The sequence below is a fragment of the Allosphingosinicella sp. genome, from assembly GCF_046295735.1.
Lineage (GTDB): Bacteria > Pseudomonadota > Alphaproteobacteria > Sphingomonadales > Sphingomonadaceae > Allosphingosinicella.
This window is the reverse complement of sequence record NZ_JBKBMQ010000011.1, coordinates 46,289-61,774: the sequence shown is the minus strand read 5'-3', so window position 1 is coordinate 61,774 and position 15,486 is coordinate 46,289. Positions and strand designations below refer to the sequence as shown.

At 69.1% G+C, this 15,486-nt stretch carries 16 protein-coding genes; 9 read left to right on the top strand and 7 right to left on the bottom strand.

Annotated elements, in window-relative coordinates; all coding sequences use genetic code 11:
- The first annotated feature begins 18 nt into the window (after window positions 1-18).
- The 3 genes from metG (at window position 19) to ACK4K7_RS11545 (ending at window position 2,122) form a co-directional block, all read left to right on the top strand.
- Window positions 19-1,578: a methionine--tRNA ligase gene (gene metG / locus ACK4K7_RS11555; RefSeq protein WP_431866155.1), complete on the top strand. Its 1,560-nt coding sequence runs from the start codon at window positions 19-21 to the stop codon at window positions 1,576-1,578.
- A 97-nt stretch (window positions 1,579-1,675) separates the two neighbouring features.
- The gene (locus tag ACK4K7_RS11550; RefSeq protein WP_431866154.1) at window positions 1,676-1,924 is read left to right on the top strand and encodes a DUF6894 family protein; all 249 of its coding nucleotides are present in this window, start codon (window positions 1,676-1,678) and stop codon (window positions 1,922-1,924) included.
- Window positions 1,925-1,933: 9 nt separating this feature from the next.
- Window positions 1,934-2,122: a hypothetical protein gene (locus ACK4K7_RS11545; protein ID WP_431866152.1), complete on the top strand. Its 189-nt coding sequence runs from the start codon at window positions 1,934-1,936 to the stop codon at window positions 2,120-2,122.
- Between the two features lie 48 nt (window positions 2,123-2,170).
- On the opposite strand, the gene ACK4K7_RS11540 is transcribed toward ACK4K7_RS11545, so the two are convergent.
- Complete coding sequence (locus tag ACK4K7_RS11540) at window positions 2,171-3,028, bottom strand: SDR family oxidoreductase (RefSeq protein ID WP_431866151.1); 858 nt, start codon at window positions 3,026-3,028, stop codon at window positions 2,171-2,173.
- 539 nt (window positions 3,029-3,567) lie between these two features.
- Here ACK4K7_RS11540 and ACK4K7_RS11535 point away from each other — a divergent pair.
- Complete coding sequence (locus tag ACK4K7_RS11535) at window positions 3,568-4,032, top strand: helix-turn-helix domain-containing protein (protein ID WP_431866150.1); 465 nt, start codon at window positions 3,568-3,570, stop codon at window positions 4,030-4,032.
- A gap of 9 nt (window positions 4,033-4,041) precedes the next feature.
- Here ACK4K7_RS11535 and ACK4K7_RS11530 read toward each other — a convergent pair whose 3' ends face one another.
- Both ACK4K7_RS11530 and hppD read right to left on the bottom strand, forming a co-directional pair.
- Window positions 4,042-5,181 carry an alanine racemase gene (locus tag ACK4K7_RS11530; protein WP_431866148.1) on the bottom strand — a complete coding sequence of 380 codons (1,140 nt, stop codon included), beginning with the start codon at window positions 5,179-5,181 and terminating at the stop codon, window positions 4,042-4,044.
- 113 nt (window positions 5,182-5,294) lie between these two features.
- A complete protein-coding gene (gene hppD, locus ACK4K7_RS11525; RefSeq protein WP_431866146.1) occupies window positions 5,295-6,335 on the bottom strand; it encodes a 4-hydroxyphenylpyruvate dioxygenase in 1,041 nt (346 codons plus the stop codon).
- Window positions 6,336-6,473: 138 nt separating this feature from the next.
- Here hppD and trxB point away from each other — a divergent pair, with 138 nt between their 5' ends.
- Window positions 6,474-7,457: a thioredoxin-disulfide reductase gene (trxB, locus tag ACK4K7_RS11520; protein WP_431866144.1), complete on the top strand. Its 984-nt coding sequence runs from the start codon at window positions 6,474-6,476 to the stop codon at window positions 7,455-7,457.
- A 138-nt stretch (window positions 7,458-7,595) separates the two neighbouring features.
- On the opposite strand, the gene ACK4K7_RS11515 is transcribed toward trxB, so the two are convergent.
- From ACK4K7_RS11515 to ACK4K7_RS11500, 4 genes are read right to left on the bottom strand one after another with little or no spacing between them, the layout of a single operon-like run.
- A complete protein-coding gene (locus ACK4K7_RS11515) occupies window positions 7,596-8,375 on the bottom strand; it encodes a hydrolase 1, exosortase A system-associated (protein ID WP_431866143.1) in 780 nt (259 codons plus the stop codon).
- Window positions 8,360-9,037, bottom strand: a complete 678-nt coding sequence (locus ACK4K7_RS11510) for a hypothetical protein (protein WP_431866142.1) — start codon at window positions 9,035-9,037, stop codon at window positions 8,360-8,362. Before ACK4K7_RS11510 ends, ACK4K7_RS11515 begins: the two co-directional genes overlap by 16 nt.
- Window positions 9,034-9,312 (bottom strand): acyl carrier protein, encoded by a 279-nt coding sequence (locus ACK4K7_RS11505; protein ID WP_431866141.1) that lies wholly within the window; start codon window positions 9,310-9,312, stop codon window positions 9,034-9,036. Before ACK4K7_RS11505 ends, ACK4K7_RS11510 begins: the two co-directional genes overlap by 4 nt.
- A gap of 35 nt (window positions 9,313-9,347) precedes the next feature.
- Window positions 9,348-10,349 carry a GNAT family N-acetyltransferase gene (locus ACK4K7_RS11500; protein ID WP_431866139.1) on the bottom strand — a complete coding sequence of 334 codons (1,002 nt, stop codon included), beginning with the start codon at window positions 10,347-10,349 and terminating at the stop codon, window positions 9,348-9,350.
- A gap of 50 nt (window positions 10,350-10,399) precedes the next feature.
- Here ACK4K7_RS11500 and ACK4K7_RS11495 point away from each other — a divergent pair, with 50 nt between their 5' ends.
- The 4 genes from ACK4K7_RS11495 (at window position 10,400) to ACK4K7_RS11480 (ending at window position 15,485) form a co-directional block, all read left to right on the top strand.
- Window positions 10,400-11,878 carry an acyl-CoA ligase (AMP-forming), exosortase A system-associated gene (locus ACK4K7_RS11495; RefSeq protein ID WP_431866138.1) on the top strand — a complete coding sequence of 493 codons (1,479 nt, stop codon included), beginning with the start codon at window positions 10,400-10,402 and terminating at the stop codon, window positions 11,876-11,878.
- A complete protein-coding gene (locus ACK4K7_RS11490) occupies window positions 11,875-13,101 on the top strand; it encodes a pyridoxal-dependent decarboxylase, exosortase A system-associated (protein WP_431866136.1) in 1,227 nt (408 codons plus the stop codon). Before ACK4K7_RS11495 ends, ACK4K7_RS11490 begins: the two co-directional genes overlap by 4 nt.
- 185 nt (window positions 13,102-13,286) lie before the next feature.
- Window positions 13,287-13,931 (top strand): XrtA/PEP-CTERM system exopolysaccharide export protein, encoded by a 645-nt coding sequence (locus ACK4K7_RS11485; protein WP_431866135.1) that lies wholly within the window; start codon window positions 13,287-13,289, stop codon window positions 13,929-13,931.
- Between the two features lie 3 nt (window positions 13,932-13,934).
- Complete coding sequence (locus ACK4K7_RS11480; RefSeq protein ID WP_431866134.1) at window positions 13,935-15,485, top strand: XrtA system polysaccharide chain length determinant; 1,551 nt, start codon at window positions 13,935-13,937, stop codon at window positions 15,483-15,485.
- The last annotated feature ends 1 nt before the right edge of the window (window position 15,486 follow it).

Here is a 15,486-nt window from a genome sequence, read left to right as displayed (position 1 = left end):
GCCTCTATGCCCGCCGCCATGTCCAAGCCCTTCTACATCACGACCGCGATCAACTATCCCAACGGACGCCCGCATATCGGCCATGCCTATGAGGCGATCGCCGCCGACGTCATCGCGCGCTACCAGCGGCTGCGCGGCCGCGACGTCTTCTTCCAGACGGGAACCGACGAGCACGGCCTGAAGATGGCGCAGGCGGCCCGCGAGCGCGGGCTCGAGCCGCAGGCCTTCGCCGACGAGATGTCGGGCCATTTCCGGGAAATGGACGACATGCTGTCCATTTCCTACGACCGCTTCATCCGCACGACGGAGCCCGCCCATCACGAGGCCAGCCGGACGATCTGGCGCGACATGGCGGAGAAGGGCGACATCTATCTCGGCCGCTACGAAGGCTGGTACTCGGTCCGCGACGAAGCTTATTATGACGAAAAGGAATTGGTGGTCGCCGACAGCGGCGAGCGCCTGTCGCCGCAGGGCACCCTCGTCGAATGGACGGTGGAGGAGAGCTGGTTCTTCCGCCTGTCGGCCTATCAGGAACCGCTGCTCCGCCACTATGCGGACCATCCCGACTTCATCCGTCCGGAGGGGCGTCGGAACGAAATCCTGCGCTTCGTCGAAGGCGGGCTGTCCGATCTCTCCATCTCGCGCACCAGCTTCGACTGGGGCGTCAAGGTGCCGGGCAGCGAAGACCATGTCATGTATGTGTGGCTGGACGCGCTCACCAATTATCTGACCGGCGTCGGCTATCCGAACGGCGGCGAGGCGTTCGACCGCTACTGGCCGGCGGATCTCCACCTCATCGGCAAGGACGTGGTGCGCTTCCACGCCGTCTACTGGCCGGCCTTTCTGATGTCCGCAGGCCTGCCTCTGCCGCGCCAGGTGTTCGGCCACGGCTTCATCCTCCACCGCGGCGAGAAGATGTCGAAATCCGTCGGCAACGTCGTCGACCCGAAGGATCTGGTGCAGGCCTTCGGCGCCGACCAGCTGCGCTACTTCCTGATGCGCGAAGTGAGCTTCGGCCAGGACGGAAGCTACAGCGCGGAAGCGATCGTCAACCGCGTCAATGCCGATCTCGCCAACAGCTTCGGCAATCTCGCCCAGCGCACTCTCTCCTTCATCGCGAAGAATTGCGGCGGCCAGCTTCCGTACGGGGGCAAGGCGGAACCGGCGGACGCGGCGCTGCTCGGTCTGGTGCGGGAGGTGACGACGGTAGAGATGCCCGGCCATTTCGACAATCTGGCGCTGAGCCAGGGGATCGAGGCCTGGCTGCGCGCGGTGTTCGCCTGCAACCAATATATCGACGCGCAGGCGCCCTGGACGCTGCGCAAGACCGATCCGGAGCGGATGACGGCGGTGCTTGGCACCCTCGTCGCCGCGATCCGCGATCTCGCCATCGCCATCCAGCCGGTCGTGCCGGGCGCGGCCGCGCGCCTGCTCGACGCGATGGGTGTGCCGGAAAGCGAGCGCGCCTTTGCCGCCCTCGGCGATGCCGAAGCCACGCGGCGCCTTGCCGAGACCGGCTTCACGCTGGCGCTGCCGTCGCCGGTCTTTCCGAAGCTGGAGGCTCCGGCGGAGGGCTGACCCGCTCGGCTCGCCGCTTCGGCGGCGAAACTTTTGGAAACCTCTCCCTGCCTGATCGTTGCTTGGGTTCACGACGATATGGCCGGGAGGCTCAACCGTGGCGCGCCACTACCTCCATCTTCATCATGACGGGCGGGACCGCCGCTGGCGCGCCACCGAACGGTCCGATATCGGCGCCGTCCACGACGAGGCGATCGACGGCATCCGCGCCGTCCTTCGCGACCAGCTCTCCACTTTCAGCCGTCTCGATCTCAGCGGCCGGGTGGAGGTGATCGACGAAGCCGGGGAGACCGTGCTCGTCGTGCCGTTCGTCGAAGCGATGCAGTTGCCCTGCGCGCGCGATTAGGGAAATCGAATGACCTGTTACCGCCTGCTGATGGCTCAACCCGATCGTCCCGGCTTCCTCGACGAAGCCACCATCGACCAGGACGAAGGCGCGATCCTCCTCGCCCACGAATATCGCGCCAGCGCGGCGCTCGAGCTGTGGCAGGAGCCCTCGTCGGGCGACTTCGCCGATCCGGTGAACGACAACAGCGCTTTCTGACTCTGCGCTCGCGGCCGGCCCGAACGGGAGCCGGCCGCCCGCCACGGCTTAGATGATCGGCTTGCCGCCCGTAACGGCCAGCGTCGCTCCCGAAATGTAGCTCGCCTCGTCGCTCGCCAGCATCACATAGGCCGGCGCCAGTTCCCTGGGCTGGCCGGGCCGCCCCATCGGCACCTGCTCGCCGAAGCTTTCCACCGCTTCCTTCGGCATCGTCGCCGGGATGAGCGGCGTCCAGATCGGCCCCGGCGCGACGGCGTTGGAGCGGATGCCCTTGTCGGCCAGGAACTGGGCGAGGCCGGCCGAGAAATTTTGGATCGCGCCCTTGGTCGCCGCATAGGCAAGCAGCATCTCGCTCGGGCTGTCGGCCTGGACCGAACTCGTGTTGATGATCGAGGAGCCGGGCTTCATGTGCGGCACCGCCGCCTTGGTGAGATAGAACATCGCGTGGATGTTGACCGCGAAGGTCTTGTCCCACTCCTCCTCGCTGATCTCGCCGATGTCGTTGAAGGTCGCCTGATGGGCGGCGTTGTTCACGAGGATGTCGATCCGTCCGAACGCCTCCACCGCCTTGTCGACGATGGCGCGGCAATGCGCCTTGTCGGAAATGTCGCCGCGCACGAGGATGCAGGTGCGTCCCGCTTCCTCCACCCATTTTTTCGTCTCCCGCGCATCCTCGTCCTCGCACAGATAGGAGACGAGCAGGTCGGCGCCTTCGCGGGCATAAGCGATCGCGACCGCGCGCCCGATCCCGCTGTCGCCGCCAGTGATTACGGCCTTCTTCCCGGCGAGCTTGCCGGTTCCCTTGTAGCTGTCCTCGCCATGGTCGGGCTTCGGATCCATCCGGTCGGTGAAGCCGGGATGCGGCTGCCGCTGGTCGGAAAAGGGCGGGGTGGGGTCGTCGCTCATCGGCTGCTCCGGAGGTGAGAGGGATCGTCCGGCCAACCCCCCGCCACCGGCGACGGTTCCATGGCATGGAGAGGGAACCGGGCAGCCAAGGCATTGCCACGGATGATGAAATCCGCGTCGCGAAAGCCACCCCCTCTCCTCATGGGAGGGGATACGAAGCCCTTGCGAGGCGGAGCCGAGCTTAGGCGGAGTTGGTGAGGGTGGCGGCGTACGGGGAAAACCTCCGGCGCCGTAGCCCCTCACCCCAGCCCTCTCCCCAGGGGAGAGGGGGCAGGGGAGGCGAAGCGGTTGCGGAACACCTCTCCCTCCGCAAACAGGGCGGCTCAAGGTGCGTCGGCAGTAACCAACAGTGCCGCGAACCTCGCTCTCCAGGAAAGGTAAATGCCGGGGGCCCGGGTCCATCAGCCCCCGGCATTCCCCTCGCGCGGCGGCGTGTCCGTCTCGGGCACGGGCGCCGCCGCCTCGGCCATCGCCCCGAATCCGCTTGGCGCGGCAAAATTACATCCATTTCGGTGAGAAATGGACGCGACAGGACGGCCATGCATATGCAATGCATCCTTTCCGGGGATGCGTACAGCAATCTCACCGATTTGCGAAGAATAGTCAAGAAGGATTCTTCAAAAGCGATGAGTTTTGGCGGCAGATTGGCTGAAGAGCGCAAACGACTCGGCCTTAAGCAGGCCGAATTCGCGCAGCTGGTCGGCACCGACGTCCCCAAACAGAGCCTGTACGAGAACGACAAGCGCGAGCTGCGCGCCGATTACCTCGCGCGCGTCGCCGAAGCCGAGGTCGATGTCGTCTATGTGCTGACCGGTCGCCGCGGCGAGGGCCTGCGGCTCGGAGACCGCGCCAGCGAATTGCTCTCCGCCTATCTGACGCTGCCCGGCGAGATGCAGCAGATCGTCGAGGAACTGGCGCTGCGGCTGCGCGACCAGTTCACGCGCGGATCGGGGCAGACCCTGCATGCCCGCCGCCTCGACTATCGCCCTGACGAGCGCGGCTGAACCGAAGCTTCAGAACAAGGTCGTTACGCACCCGTTCACGTTGCGCTGTTCATCGACGGTGAGCAAGGCGGTCCAGCGATCGAACGTGGCGCAGGGGTGCGAGATGCCGAAGCCGATCAGATCGCCGATCGCTAGCGCGCCGTCCGCGTCGGCAATCGCGGCATGCTGGTCCCAGAGGCCCAGGGTCGCCAGTCCTTCGGCCCGTCGGGGCACGTCGTCGGTGCCGGGGCGGAAATGCCAGATCGGGACGGGCGGCTCGACATCGAAGGACAGGTCGCGCTTTCCCGCGCCGACGATGGCGAGTCCGGGTTCCGGCCGCGATTGCACCGTCGCCCACACCTCGATCGCGCTTCGCAGGCCCGGAAGGCCCGGATAAGGCGCGCCGTCCGGCTTCGTGACGCGCTCGTAGAGCCCGTCGTCATGGGTGACGTAGCAGCCGGGGCGCAGCACCCGCTCGACCGGGCGGCCGGCGAGCATCGTTGGCAGGCGGGCGGCGCACAGGTCGAGGAAGGCGGAGCCGCCGGCCGACAGCAGCACCGGTCCGTCGCCGAAAAGACCCTCGCGCGCCGCCAACTCCGCCGCGGCCACGGCGAGGTCGAGCATGCCGCCGGCTTCGTCACGCGCGTCGGACCGGGTCTGGCGAATGCCCTCGAACGTCTCGAAGCCGCGCAGCGCGAGGCCGGGCGCCGCGGCGATGCGGCGGGCGAGCGCCAGCGCGTCGTCTACGCTCCGCGCGCCGGAGCGGCCGCCCGGAAAGCCGGTCTCCACCAGCAGCTGCAGCGGCCGTTCCAGGCCTGCCGCCGCGCCGGCGAGAAGGTCGATCCCCTCGGCGCTGTCGGCGAGGCAGAAGAAGTCGAAACCCGGATCGGCGGCGAGCTCACCCAGAATGAAGGCGATATCGGCGGGCGCCACCAGCTGGTTGGCGAGGAAGATGCGTGCGACGCCGAGCCGCCGGTAGACGCGGACATGATGGGCGGTGGCCGCCGTCAGGCCCCAGGCACCCGCGTCGAGCTGCAGCCGGAAGATTTCCGGGCTCATCGTCGTCTTGCCGTGCGGGCAGAGCCGCGCGCCCTGGCGATCGGCGAAGGCCTGCATTTCGCGGATATTGTGGTGCAGCGCCGCTTCGCGCAGCACCGCCGCCGGCATCATCAGGTCGCCGGCGAGGAGGTTGAGGCCGAGCGCCCCGATCTCCTCGGTCGTCAGCCCCTCCGCCCGCGGCGGCAGCCCCTTGGTCCGCCAGTCGAGGCGAGGGGCCGGCTGGATCAGGCCTCCTCCTTCGCGGGGAGCACGCCGCGGCGGATCTGGTCGAGCTCGATCGATTCGAACAACGCCTTGAAATTGCCTTCGCCGAAGCCTTCGTTGCCCTTCCTCTGGATGATCTCGAAGAAGATCGGACCGACCATATTCTCGGTGAAGATCTGGAGCAGCAGGCCCTCGCCGGTCTCGGGGGAGCCATCGATCAGGATGCGGCGCCTGCGCATCTCCTCGACCGAATGGGCGTGGCCGGGAATGCGATCGTCGATCATGTCGTAATAGGTGTCGGGGCTGTCCTGGAAGCGGACGCCGTTGGCGCGCATCGTGTCGACGGTCTTGAAGATGTCGTCGGTGGCGAGCGCGATATGCTGGATGCCTTCGCCCTTATATTCGCGCAGGAACTCCTCGATCTGGCTGTGCTCGTCCTGGCTTTCGTTGAGCGGAATGCGGATCTTGTCGTCCGGCGCGGTCATGGCGCGGGAGAGGAGGGCGGTCTGCTTGCCCTCGATGTCGAAATAGCGGATCTGGCGGAAGTTGAAGATTTTCTCGTAGAATTCGGCCCAATGGTTCATCCGGCCGCGGTTCACATTGTGGGTGAGATGGTCGAGCGTGTGGAGGCCGGCGGGACTGGCCGCCTGGTCGGCGCCGGGCACCGGCTCGAAATCCTCGCGCTCGAACGGCCGGTCGACGAGATAGAGGAGGGAGCCGCCGATCCCCTCGATCGCCGGCAGGTCGTAGACGCCTTCGGCCGCGCTCGCGCCGCGCTCCAGGGCCATCGCATGCGCCTTCTTCGCATCGGCGACGCGGAAGCCCATCGCGCTCGCCGAGGGGCCGTGGGCGGCGCGGAACTCGGCCGGCTGGCCGCTCTCTTCCATGTCCAGGAGGAAGTGGACGTCGCCCTGCTTGTAGTGGCGGACCTTCTTCGACCTGTGGTTGCCGCAATGGGCGAAGCCGAGCTTCGAGAACAGGCCGGCCATCGCCTCCGGATCGGGTGTGGTGAATTCGACGAAGGCGAAGCCGTCGAGGCCGAGCGGATTGTCGTGGGGCATGGTCTCAGTTCCTCATTCTTCCGGGTCGGCCGCCCTTTAACAGCGGCGCCGGAGGGCCGCAAATGGATGGTTGCGAAGGGGGCGCCGGAGCCTTACCTCGGCATCATCACCCCACAAGAGAACGATCGAAAGAGCTTCATGGCCGCGACCATTTCTTCCCGCATGCTGATCCTCGGTTCCGGCCCGGCGGGCCTCACCGCCGCCATCTATGCCGCGCGCGCGGGCCTGTCGCCGGTCGTCATCCAGGGCATCCAGCCGGGCGGCCAGCTCACCATCACCACCGATGTGGAAAATTATCCGGGCTTCGCCGACGTGATCCAGGGCCCCTGGCTGATGGAGCAGATGCAGAAGCAGGCCGAGCATGTCGGCACCCGCATGGTGTGGGACACGATCGTCGATGTCGATTTTTCTCAGCGGCCCTTCCGGCTGATCGGCGACGGCGGCACCGTCTATACCGGCGACACGGTAGTGATCGCGACCGGGGCGCAGGCGCGCTGGCTGAACCTCCCGTCCGAGGAGCGACTGAAGGGCAAGGGCGTCTCGGCCTGCGCGACCTGCGACGGCTTCTTCTATCGCGGCAAAAAGGTGGCGGTGATCGGCGGCGGCAACACCGCGGTCGAAGAGGCGCTCTACATGACCAACCACAGTCATGACGTCACCCTGATCCACCGCCGCGACAGCCTCCGCGCCGAGAAGATCCTGCAGGAGCGGCTGTTCGCCCATCCCTCGATCAAGGTGCTGTGGAACCGGGAAGTGGCCGAATTCGTGGGCGGCGGGGAGCCCGAGGGGCTGGTCGCGCTGGACCTGCGCGACACCGTCACCGGCGAGATCGAGCGACTCGACGTCGAGGGCGGTTTCGTCGCGATCGGCCACTCGCCGGCGACCGAGCTGTTCCGTGGCCGGCTCGAGCTCGACCAGGACGGCTACATCCCGGTCGAGCCCGGCACGGCACGCACCTCGATCCCGGGCGTGTTCGCCTGCGGCGACGTGATGGACAAGGTCTACCGCCAGGCGGTGACCGCCGCCGGCACCGGCTGCATGGCCGCGCTCGACGCGGAGAAGTTCCTGGCCGAGGCGGATTTCGAGGCGGCCGCGGCCGCCCCCAAGCTCCAGCACGCGTGAGGGGCGGTGGCGCACCCGCGCCGCCGAACTCACCAACACCGTTCGGCCTGAACTTGTCGAAGGCCGCCATTTCCTATCCCCCAAGGCACGAAAGAAGGGGCGGCCTTCGACAGGCTCAGGCCGAACGGGAGTGGGCGATCACCCTCCCAGCTGTCGCAACGCTTCCCCAATCGCCTGCCGCAACCCTGCGTGATCACCGGGGCGGGCGAACGTATGGGAGTCGGTGGCGAGTGCGATCGGAGGCTGCACGAAGCGTTCAAAGGCCGGGTCCCGCAGCTCGCGGGCGGCGGCGATGGCGGTGGCGTCGCCCGTCGCCAGGATCGGCACCGCGGGGAGGGCGAGCGCGCGCGCCGCATCGGCGGCCAGCGGAGAGCTCCCGCTGCTCGCGGCCTTCGCAACGCCTTTCAGGAGTTTTCCGTAAGATATTGATCCGCTGAGGAGTTTCTTCCAACCATCGAGGCTCGTCAGCCGTTTCAGATAATGGCTGCGGATCGCCGCCGGCGGAGGCGCGTCGGCTTCCGCTTCGACCAGCCAGGGGTTGAGGAGGATGAGGCCGTCCAGCCCCGCTTCCGCTCCGAACAGCATCAATGCGGTCGCGCCGTCGCACAGGCCGATGCCGATCACCCGGTCGAGCCCGGGATGATGGGCGCGGAAGGCCGCCGCCGCAGCGGCGATGTCCGGGCCGCTGCCGCGAAAGCCGGGATCGGCCCCGCCGCTGTCGCCGACGCCGCGGCGATCGAAGCGGAAGCAGGCATGGCCCTCGCGCGCCAGCTCCCGGGCGAGCCGCTCGAACAGGCGGTGCGATCCGGCCCGGATCTGGCCGCCGCCGGTGACGAAGAGCAGGCCGGTCCGGCCGTCGCCGTCGAGGCTGGCGCCGAGCTCCGCGCCGTCGCATGTGAAGGTCAGGAGCCGGCGCATCCGTCCGCCCCTTCCATGATATCGCAGGCGATTAGACGCGAAAGTTCATCCGATCCCGAAGGTTCCGAGCGCCGCCACAGGGCCGCGCCTTCGACTTTCCGGTCGGCTCCGCCCGGGTCAGTTGCGAGGCGCACGAGGCGGAGCGGCCGGACCGCCGCGGGGACTGCGGCCTCGAGGTCGAAACGGAGCAGCGGAGGGACGGGATAGCCGCCATTTTCCGCGCCGCCGGCGAGGCCGATCCGGGCCAGGTCGCGGGCGACCGAGGCGCCGGTCGCGGGGGCGAGCCGCCAATGGCACAGCGCGTCGGCGGCATCGTCGAGCAGGGCACCCCCCCGCAGGCTCGCCACCACCGGCAGATGACCGCTCAGCTCGGCGACCTGGCCACTGGCGGCCGTCACCGCGCCGCGCCAGCCGCCCCAGCTCGCCTCCTCCAGCGCGCGCTCGCTTTCGCCGGTGCCCGGCAGGTCCGGCAGCCAGCCGCACCAGCCGCCCGCCGCCAGCACCCGCATCGCGCCGGCGATCAGCGCGCGGCAGCGGTTCATCTCCTCGAACAGCGGGGGTACGAACAGGACGGGGCGGGCGCGCGGATCGCCGATCCGCATCAGCCATTCGTCCCGGCCCTGATGATGATAGCGGTCGTAGTGGAGACCGCCCGAGGTCACTGGAGCGCCTTGGCCTTCGCGAAGGCGAGCAGCGCGCCGAACGTCTCCATCATGTCGGCGTCGACCTCATGGTCCTCGATCAGGATGCCGAGCCGGTCCTCGAGTTCGGTCAGAAGCCCGGCGACCGCCATCGAATCGAATTCGGGCAGCGCGCCGAACAGCGGCGTTGCCGGGCCGAAGGCGGCGACGCGCGCGGCGTCGAGCCCCAGCACGTCGCGCAGCACCGCGCGCAAGGTGGTCTCAACTTCGCCGGCATCGTCGAGCGCCACGGCCATCCCTTTACGCCCCCAAGTCGTTGACAGCACGCGCACTAACGGCTCGTCGCGCGGCGGACAAGCGCCGAAGCGGCGGCGCGGGCGGCGCCCGCCAGGCCGGAAAGGCTGCGCGGATCGAACGCGGTGACGCGCCACAAAGTGTACCGTTCCTCCATCCAGTCGGCCTTGTAGGGCTCGTCGCCGGTGCCGTAATCAATCCGCGCCACCCGGTCGCGGTCGAGCACGTGGCGGAACATCTCCATCGACAATATGGTGCCGGGCGACAGCGCGCGGGCGCTTTCGGCATAAGCCAGCTTGTGGATCCAGGCGGTGCCGTTGTCGACCGTCCACAGCTGGGCGGCGACGGGCGCTCCGTCCTTCCGGGCGATGCCGAGGCGAAGCGTACCGGCCGCCCCTTCCTCCTCGGCGAAGGCACGCAGGAAGGCGAAGGAGCCTTCCTCCGGCTTCCAGCTCGCTTCGTAGACCGCGCGATACTCTTCCCAGGCCTCCGGGTCGAACTCGGTCAGGATCCGGACGTCGAGCCCGGCGGCGCGGGCTTTCCGCTCGGCGGTGCTGCGCAGCTTGCCGGGGCGGCGCGCCCAATAAGCGGCGAAATCCTGCCCGGCCGTCGCGACCTGCCAGCTTGCCGTCGCCGGCGTCAGAAAGGTGATCCAGCCCGCCTCCCGAAATCCGGCGCGCAGCGGGCCGGTATCGGCGACCGGCGCGAAGTCGGCGCGCGTGATGCCGCCGATCCGTAGCGCGGCGGCGATCGCCGCCATGACGCCAGTTTCGCCGACAAGCCCCCAGCGCAGCGAATACCAACTCGTCCAGGCACGGGCGCGGCCGGGCTCCACCGCCAGGAACAGCCAGCCCTTGCGATGCGAGCGGACTCCGCGCGCGACGATCAGCCGTCCCGGCGGCGGACAATGGCAGGCGACGAGGCGGTACCAGCTCAGCCGGTCGAAGGGCAGTTCCCGCGCTTCCCGGTCGAGCGCGCCGCGCGCATCGGCGGCGGCGGCGTCCAGATCATCGAACAGTTCCACCTCGACGCCGAGCACGCTATTCCCCTCCGCGCAACCGCCCTTGTCTGGGCCATCAAGGAGCCAAGGTGCAAGCCCCCGATCCGACCCTAAGGCCGCTCGACCACCTGACGCTGCGCGGCGCGGCCGACGCGCCGGCGCTGCTGACCCGGGAAGGACTGCTCGATTATGCCGGGCTGGAGCGGGCCGTGGCGGCACTGGCCGAGGCGCTGCGGGCGCGGGTGCCGGAGGCGGGCGCGCGGGTGGCGAGCTGGCTGCCCAAGGGGCGGATGACCGCCTTGCTGCCGCTCGCCTGCGCCCGGGCCGGTCTCGTCCATGTGCCGATCAACCCGCTGTTGAAGCGGGCGCAGGTCGCTCACATCCTCGCCGACAGCGGGCCTTCGCTGCTGCTGAGCGGCGCGGCGCGGCTCGCGACGCTGGAAGCCGGCGACTTGCCCTGTCCCGCTGTCGCCGAGGAGGAAGGCGCCGCGATGCTGGCGGGGGAGGGCGGCCTCGCACCGTCGGATGCCGATCCCGACGCGCTGGCGGCGCTCCTCTATACGTCCGGCTCGACCGGGCGGCCGAAGGGAGTGATGCTGAGCCACGCCAATCTGTGGCTCGGCGCGGTCGCCGTCGCGCATTATCTCGGGCTCGGCCGCGGAGACCGGACGCTCGCCGTCCTTCCGTTCAGTTTCGACTATGGCCAGAACCAGCTGCTCTCGACCTGGGCTGCCGGCGGGGCGGCGGTGCCGCTCGAATTCCTCGGGCCGCGCGACGTCGTCCGCGCCGTCGAGCAGCAGGGGATCACCACCCTGGCCGGCGTGCCGCCGCTCTGGGTCCAGCTCGTCGAGACGGTGTGGCCGCCGCGCGCGGCTTTGTCGCTGCGCCGCCTCACCAACAGCGGCGGCCGCCTGCCCGCCTCGATCGTGCGCCGCCTGCGCGAGCTGTTTCCGGCGGCCGAGATCCACCTGATGTACGGCCTCACCGAAGCGTTCCGCTCGACCAGCCTCGATCCCGCTCTGGTCGACACCCACCCGGATTCGATCGGCACCGCCATTCCCTTCGCCGACGTGAAGGTCCTGACCGCCGAGGGCGCGGAGGCGGCGCCAGGGGAGGAAGGGGAGCTCGTCCATGCCGGGCCGCTGGTCGCCAAGGGCTATTGGAACGATCCGGGGCGCAGCGCCGAACGGTTCCGCGACGGCGCGGTCTGGTCGGGGGATCGGGTGCGGCGCGACGAGCGGGGGCTGATCTACTTCGTCGGCCGCGCCGACGGGATGATCAAGACCGCCGGCAACCGCGTCAGCCCCACCGAGGTGGAGGAAGCCGCCATCGCCACCGGCATCGCCGCCGAAGCGGTCGCGCTTGGCTATCCCGACCACCGGCTGGGCGAGGCGATCGCGCTCGTCCTTCGCGGCGACCGCGCGCGCGAGGCGGAGCTGCGCGCCGAGCTCAAGCGGCAGTTACCCAATTTTATGCAGCCTTCCGCTATCCTGTGGCGCGACGCGCTGCCGAGAAGCCCCAACGGCAAGCTCGACCGCGAGAGGCTGAAGCAAGAGCTGATGGCATGACGAAGCCGATGGGGCCGATCCCGCCCGGTTACGAGGCGGATGCGGACGGCATGCTGCTGATCGGCGGCCGCCGCGCCGACGAGCTGGTCGCGGAGGCGGGCGGCACGCCGCTGTTCGTCTACGACCTCGCGAGGGTCGATGTCCGGATCGGCCGCTTCCGCGAAGCCTTTCCAGGCGTTCGCCTGCATTATGCCATGAAGGCAAACAGTTATGCGCCGCTCCTCAACCATATCGCGAGGCGCGTGGACGGTCTTGACGTCGCGTCCGGCGGCGAGATGGCGGCAGCGCGCGCCGCCGGCGCCGCCCACATCTCCTTCGCCGGACCCGGCAAGCGCGACGAGGAACTGGAAGAAGCGGTGTCCGCGGGCGTGGTGCTGAACTGCGAATCCGAGGGCGAGTTCGACCGCACGCTCGCCGCCGCCGAACGGGCCGGGCGCACGCCGCGGATCGCCGTTCGCGTCAATCCGGATTTCGAGATCAAGGGATCGGGGATGCGGATGGGCGGCGGCGCCCGGCCGTTCGGGGTCGATGCCGAACGCGTGCCCGCGCTCGTCCGCCGCATCCTGGCGGCCGGAGCCGATTGGCGCGGCTTCCACATCTTCGCGGGATCGCAGGCCTTGTCGGCCGAGGCGTTGATCGAGGCGCAGGCGGCGACGCTCGCGCTCGCCGCCCGGCTCGGCGAAGAGGCGGGCGCCGCCCCGCCGCTGGTCAATTTGGGCGGCGGCTTCGGCATCCCCTACTTCCACGGCGAGCGCCCGCTCGACATCGAAGCGATCGGCGGCGTTCTCCACCAAAACCTTAAATATGGCCCGCAAGGTACGGAATATGCGATCGAACTCGGCCGCTGGTTGGTCGGCGAAGCGGGTGTCTATCTGACCCGGATCCTCGATAGCAAGCAGAGCCACGGCAAGCGCTTCCTGATCGTCGACGGGGGCATGCACCACCAGCTCGCCGCCTCCGGCAATTTCGGCCAGGTGGTCCGCCGCAACTTTCCGGTGGCGATCGCCTCCCGCTTCCGCGCTCCGTCGGAGGAGGAGGCGAGCATCGCCGGCTGCCTGTGCACGCCGCTCGACCGGCTGGCCGATGACGTCATGATGCCGCGCGCGGAGACCGGCGATCTGGTGGCCGTGTTCCTGGCGGGCGCTTATGGTCTCTCGGCAAGCCCGCAGGCCTTCCTGTCCCAGACCCCGGCGCGGGAGATGGTGGTGGGCGGCCCCGCCTGAACCGGGCGGAATTCGGCGGTTCTTCACCTTCGCGCGCCGGTCCGTCCCGCAACGGGACGGCCGCATCTTTGGCCCTCGTTCCTAACGGTAATTTTACCTCTTCGCCTCATATCGGGCCCAAATCCCGCGTCCTGTCCCACTGCCCGGGACGGGGCGGCGGGACGGGCAGGTGAAGAGGAACGAACATGCGCGTATCTGCAAAGCTCATTCTCGCGCTCGGCGGTTCGGCCGTGGCGCTCGCCGGTTGCGCCTCCACGCGCGGCCCCGCCGGCAACTCGCTTCCCGCCGCGACCTTCGTCGCCGGCGCCGAGGAAGTGGGCGAAAATTACATCATCGGCGCCTCGGACGAGATCACCGTCTTCGTCTGGCGCAATCCCGAGCTCGGCGCCAAGGTGCAGGTGCGGCCCGACGGGCGCATCACGACGCCGCTGATCACCGACATGGTGGCGGTGGGCAAGACCCCGGCGCAGCTCGCCGAAGACATTCGCCGCGTGCTCAACCAATATATCGAGGAGCCGCTGGTCTCGGTCATGGTGGACCGTCCGCTCGGCACTTTCTCCCAGCAGATCCGGATTGTGGGCGCGACCGAGCGGCCGGCCTCCATACCCTATCGCGCGAACATGACCCTGCTCGACGCGATGATCGCGGTCGGCGGCCTTTCCCAGCATGCCGCCGGCGATCGCGCCCGTTTGGTCCGCCACGATCGCACCACCGGCGCCCAGCGCGAATATGACCTGAAGATCGCCCGCCTGCTGAAGCGGGGCGATACCAGCGCCAATGTGCGGCTGGAGCCGGGCGACGTCATCATCATCCCCGAGAGCATGTTCTGAGCCGTGGACGGGCTTTACGAACAGCTTCGGATCGCGATCCACCAGGTCTGGCGCCGCCGCTGGCTCGCCATGGCCGTCGCCTGGGGGCTGTGCCTCGCGGGCTGGCTGGCGATCGCGCTCATCCCCAACAGCTATGAATCGAAGAGCCGCGTCTACGTCCAGATGCAGACCATCCTGCCGAACCAGATCGGCATCACGCCGGCCGAGCGGCAGAACGACCTGTTCCGGGTCAAGCAGACGCTGACCTCGACCGCCAATCTCGAGCGGGTGGTGCGCCGCACCGATCTCAACAACCAGGTGGCGAGCGAACGCGACCTCGCCCGCGAGGTCGAGAAGCTGCGCAACAGCATCAAGGTGGTGGCGCAGCAGGACAATCTGTTCGAGATCACCGCCACGTCCGGCGTGTCCGGCTTCTCCAACGCGCAGAATGCGAAGACCGCGACCGCGATCGTCCAGAACCTGCTCGACCTGTTCGTGGAGGAAAATCTGGCCGGCGACCGGCAGGAGACCGGCCAGTCGCTGTCCTTCCTGGACGAGGAGATCCGGCGCCGCGAGGTCCAGCTTCAGGAAGCCGAGCAGCGCCGGGTAGAGTTCGAGCAGCGCTTCATGGGCCTGCTGCCGGGCGAGGGATCGGTGCAGCAGCGCATGTCCGCCGCGCGGATGGAGCTCGCCAATCTGGAGCAGCAGATCGTCTCGTCGCAGAGCGCGCTGACCGGCCTTCGCAGCCAGCTCGGCGCGACGCCGGCCATCCTGCCCGGCAGCGCGCCGGCGCCCGGGGTTGCCGGCCCGGCCTCCGCCCAGATCGCCTCGCTCGAGGCGCAGCTCGGCCAGCTGCGCGCCCGCGGCTGGACCGATCAGCATCCCGATGTCATCCAGACCCGCGCCCAGATCGACCGGCTGCGCGCCGACGCGGATCGCGAGCGTGCCCGGGGCGCCGGCGGCGGGGCAGGGGGCATCCCCAATCCGACGCACGCCTCGCTCCGCGCCATGATCGCCGAGCGCGAGGCGCAGCTTGCCGCCGCCCAGGCCCGCAAGAACCAGCTGTCGAACGACATGCAGCAGCTCGCCGGGCGCCAGGCGGCGGAGCCCGGCGTCGTCGCCGAGCAGGCGCGGCTAAATCGCGACTATGACGTCCTGAAGCGGCAATATGACCGGCTGCTGGAGGATCGCGAGCGGGTGCGGCTGCGCAGCGACGTGCAGACCCGCACCGACGCCGTCACCTTCCGCATCATCGATCCGCCCAGCCAGCCGACCGTCCCGGTCGCGCCCAACCGCCCGCTGCTCCTCACCCTGGTCCTGGTCGTGGCGCTGGGCGCGGGCGTCGCCGTCGCCTTCGTGCTCGGCCAGCTCCAGACCACCTTCCCGACCCAGGGCCGGCTTGAGCAGGTAACGGGCCTGCCGGTGCTCGGAACGGTGAGCGAGGTGCTGACCGCCCGGGCGAAGTCGCTGCGCCGGCAGCGGCTGGTGTGGCTCGGCGGGGCCGGAGGGGCGCTCGCCGCCGGCTATGCCGTCCTGATCCTGGTCGAATTCTGGCAACGCAGCACGGTGGCGTGAG

Bases quoted from the DNA above. Each gene is read 5' to 3' on its own strand.
- metG (WP_431866155.1), top strand. From the start codon at position 19: ATGTCCAAGCCCTTCTACATCACGACCGCGATCAACTATCCCAACGGA.
- ACK4K7_RS11545 (WP_431866152.1), top strand. From the start codon at position 1,934: ATGACCTGTTACCGCCTGCTGATGGCTCAACCCGATCGTCCCGGCTTC.
- ACK4K7_RS11540 (WP_431866151.1), bottom strand. From the start codon at position 3,028: ATGAGCGACGACCCCACCCCGCCCTTTTCCGACCAGCGGCAGCCGCAT.
- ACK4K7_RS11535 (WP_431866150.1), top strand. From the start codon at position 3,568: ATGCATATGCAATGCATCCTTTCCGGGGATGCGTACAGCAATCTCACC.
- ACK4K7_RS11530 (WP_431866148.1), bottom strand. From the start codon at position 5,181: ATGATGCCGGCGGCGGTGCTGCGCGAAGCGGCGCTGCACCACAATATC.
- hppD (WP_431866146.1), bottom strand. From the start codon at position 6,335: ATGCCCCACGACAATCCGCTCGGCCTCGACGGCTTCGCCTTCGTCGAA.
- trxB (WP_431866144.1), top strand. From the start codon at position 6,474: ATGGCCGCGACCATTTCTTCCCGCATGCTGATCCTCGGTTCCGGCCCG.
- ACK4K7_RS11515 (WP_431866143.1), bottom strand. From the start codon at position 8,375: ATGCGCCGGCTCCTGACCTTCACATGCGACGGCGCGGAGCTCGGCGCC.
- ACK4K7_RS11505 (WP_431866141.1), bottom strand. From the start codon at position 9,312: ATGGCCGTGGCGCTCGACGATGCCGGCGAAGTTGAGACCACCTTGCGC.
- ACK4K7_RS11490 (WP_431866136.1), top strand. From the start codon at position 11,875: ATGACGAAGCCGATGGGGCCGATCCCGCCCGGTTACGAGGCGGATGCG.
- ACK4K7_RS11485 (WP_431866135.1), top strand. From the start codon at position 13,287: ATGCGCGTATCTGCAAAGCTCATTCTCGCGCTCGGCGGTTCGGCCGTG.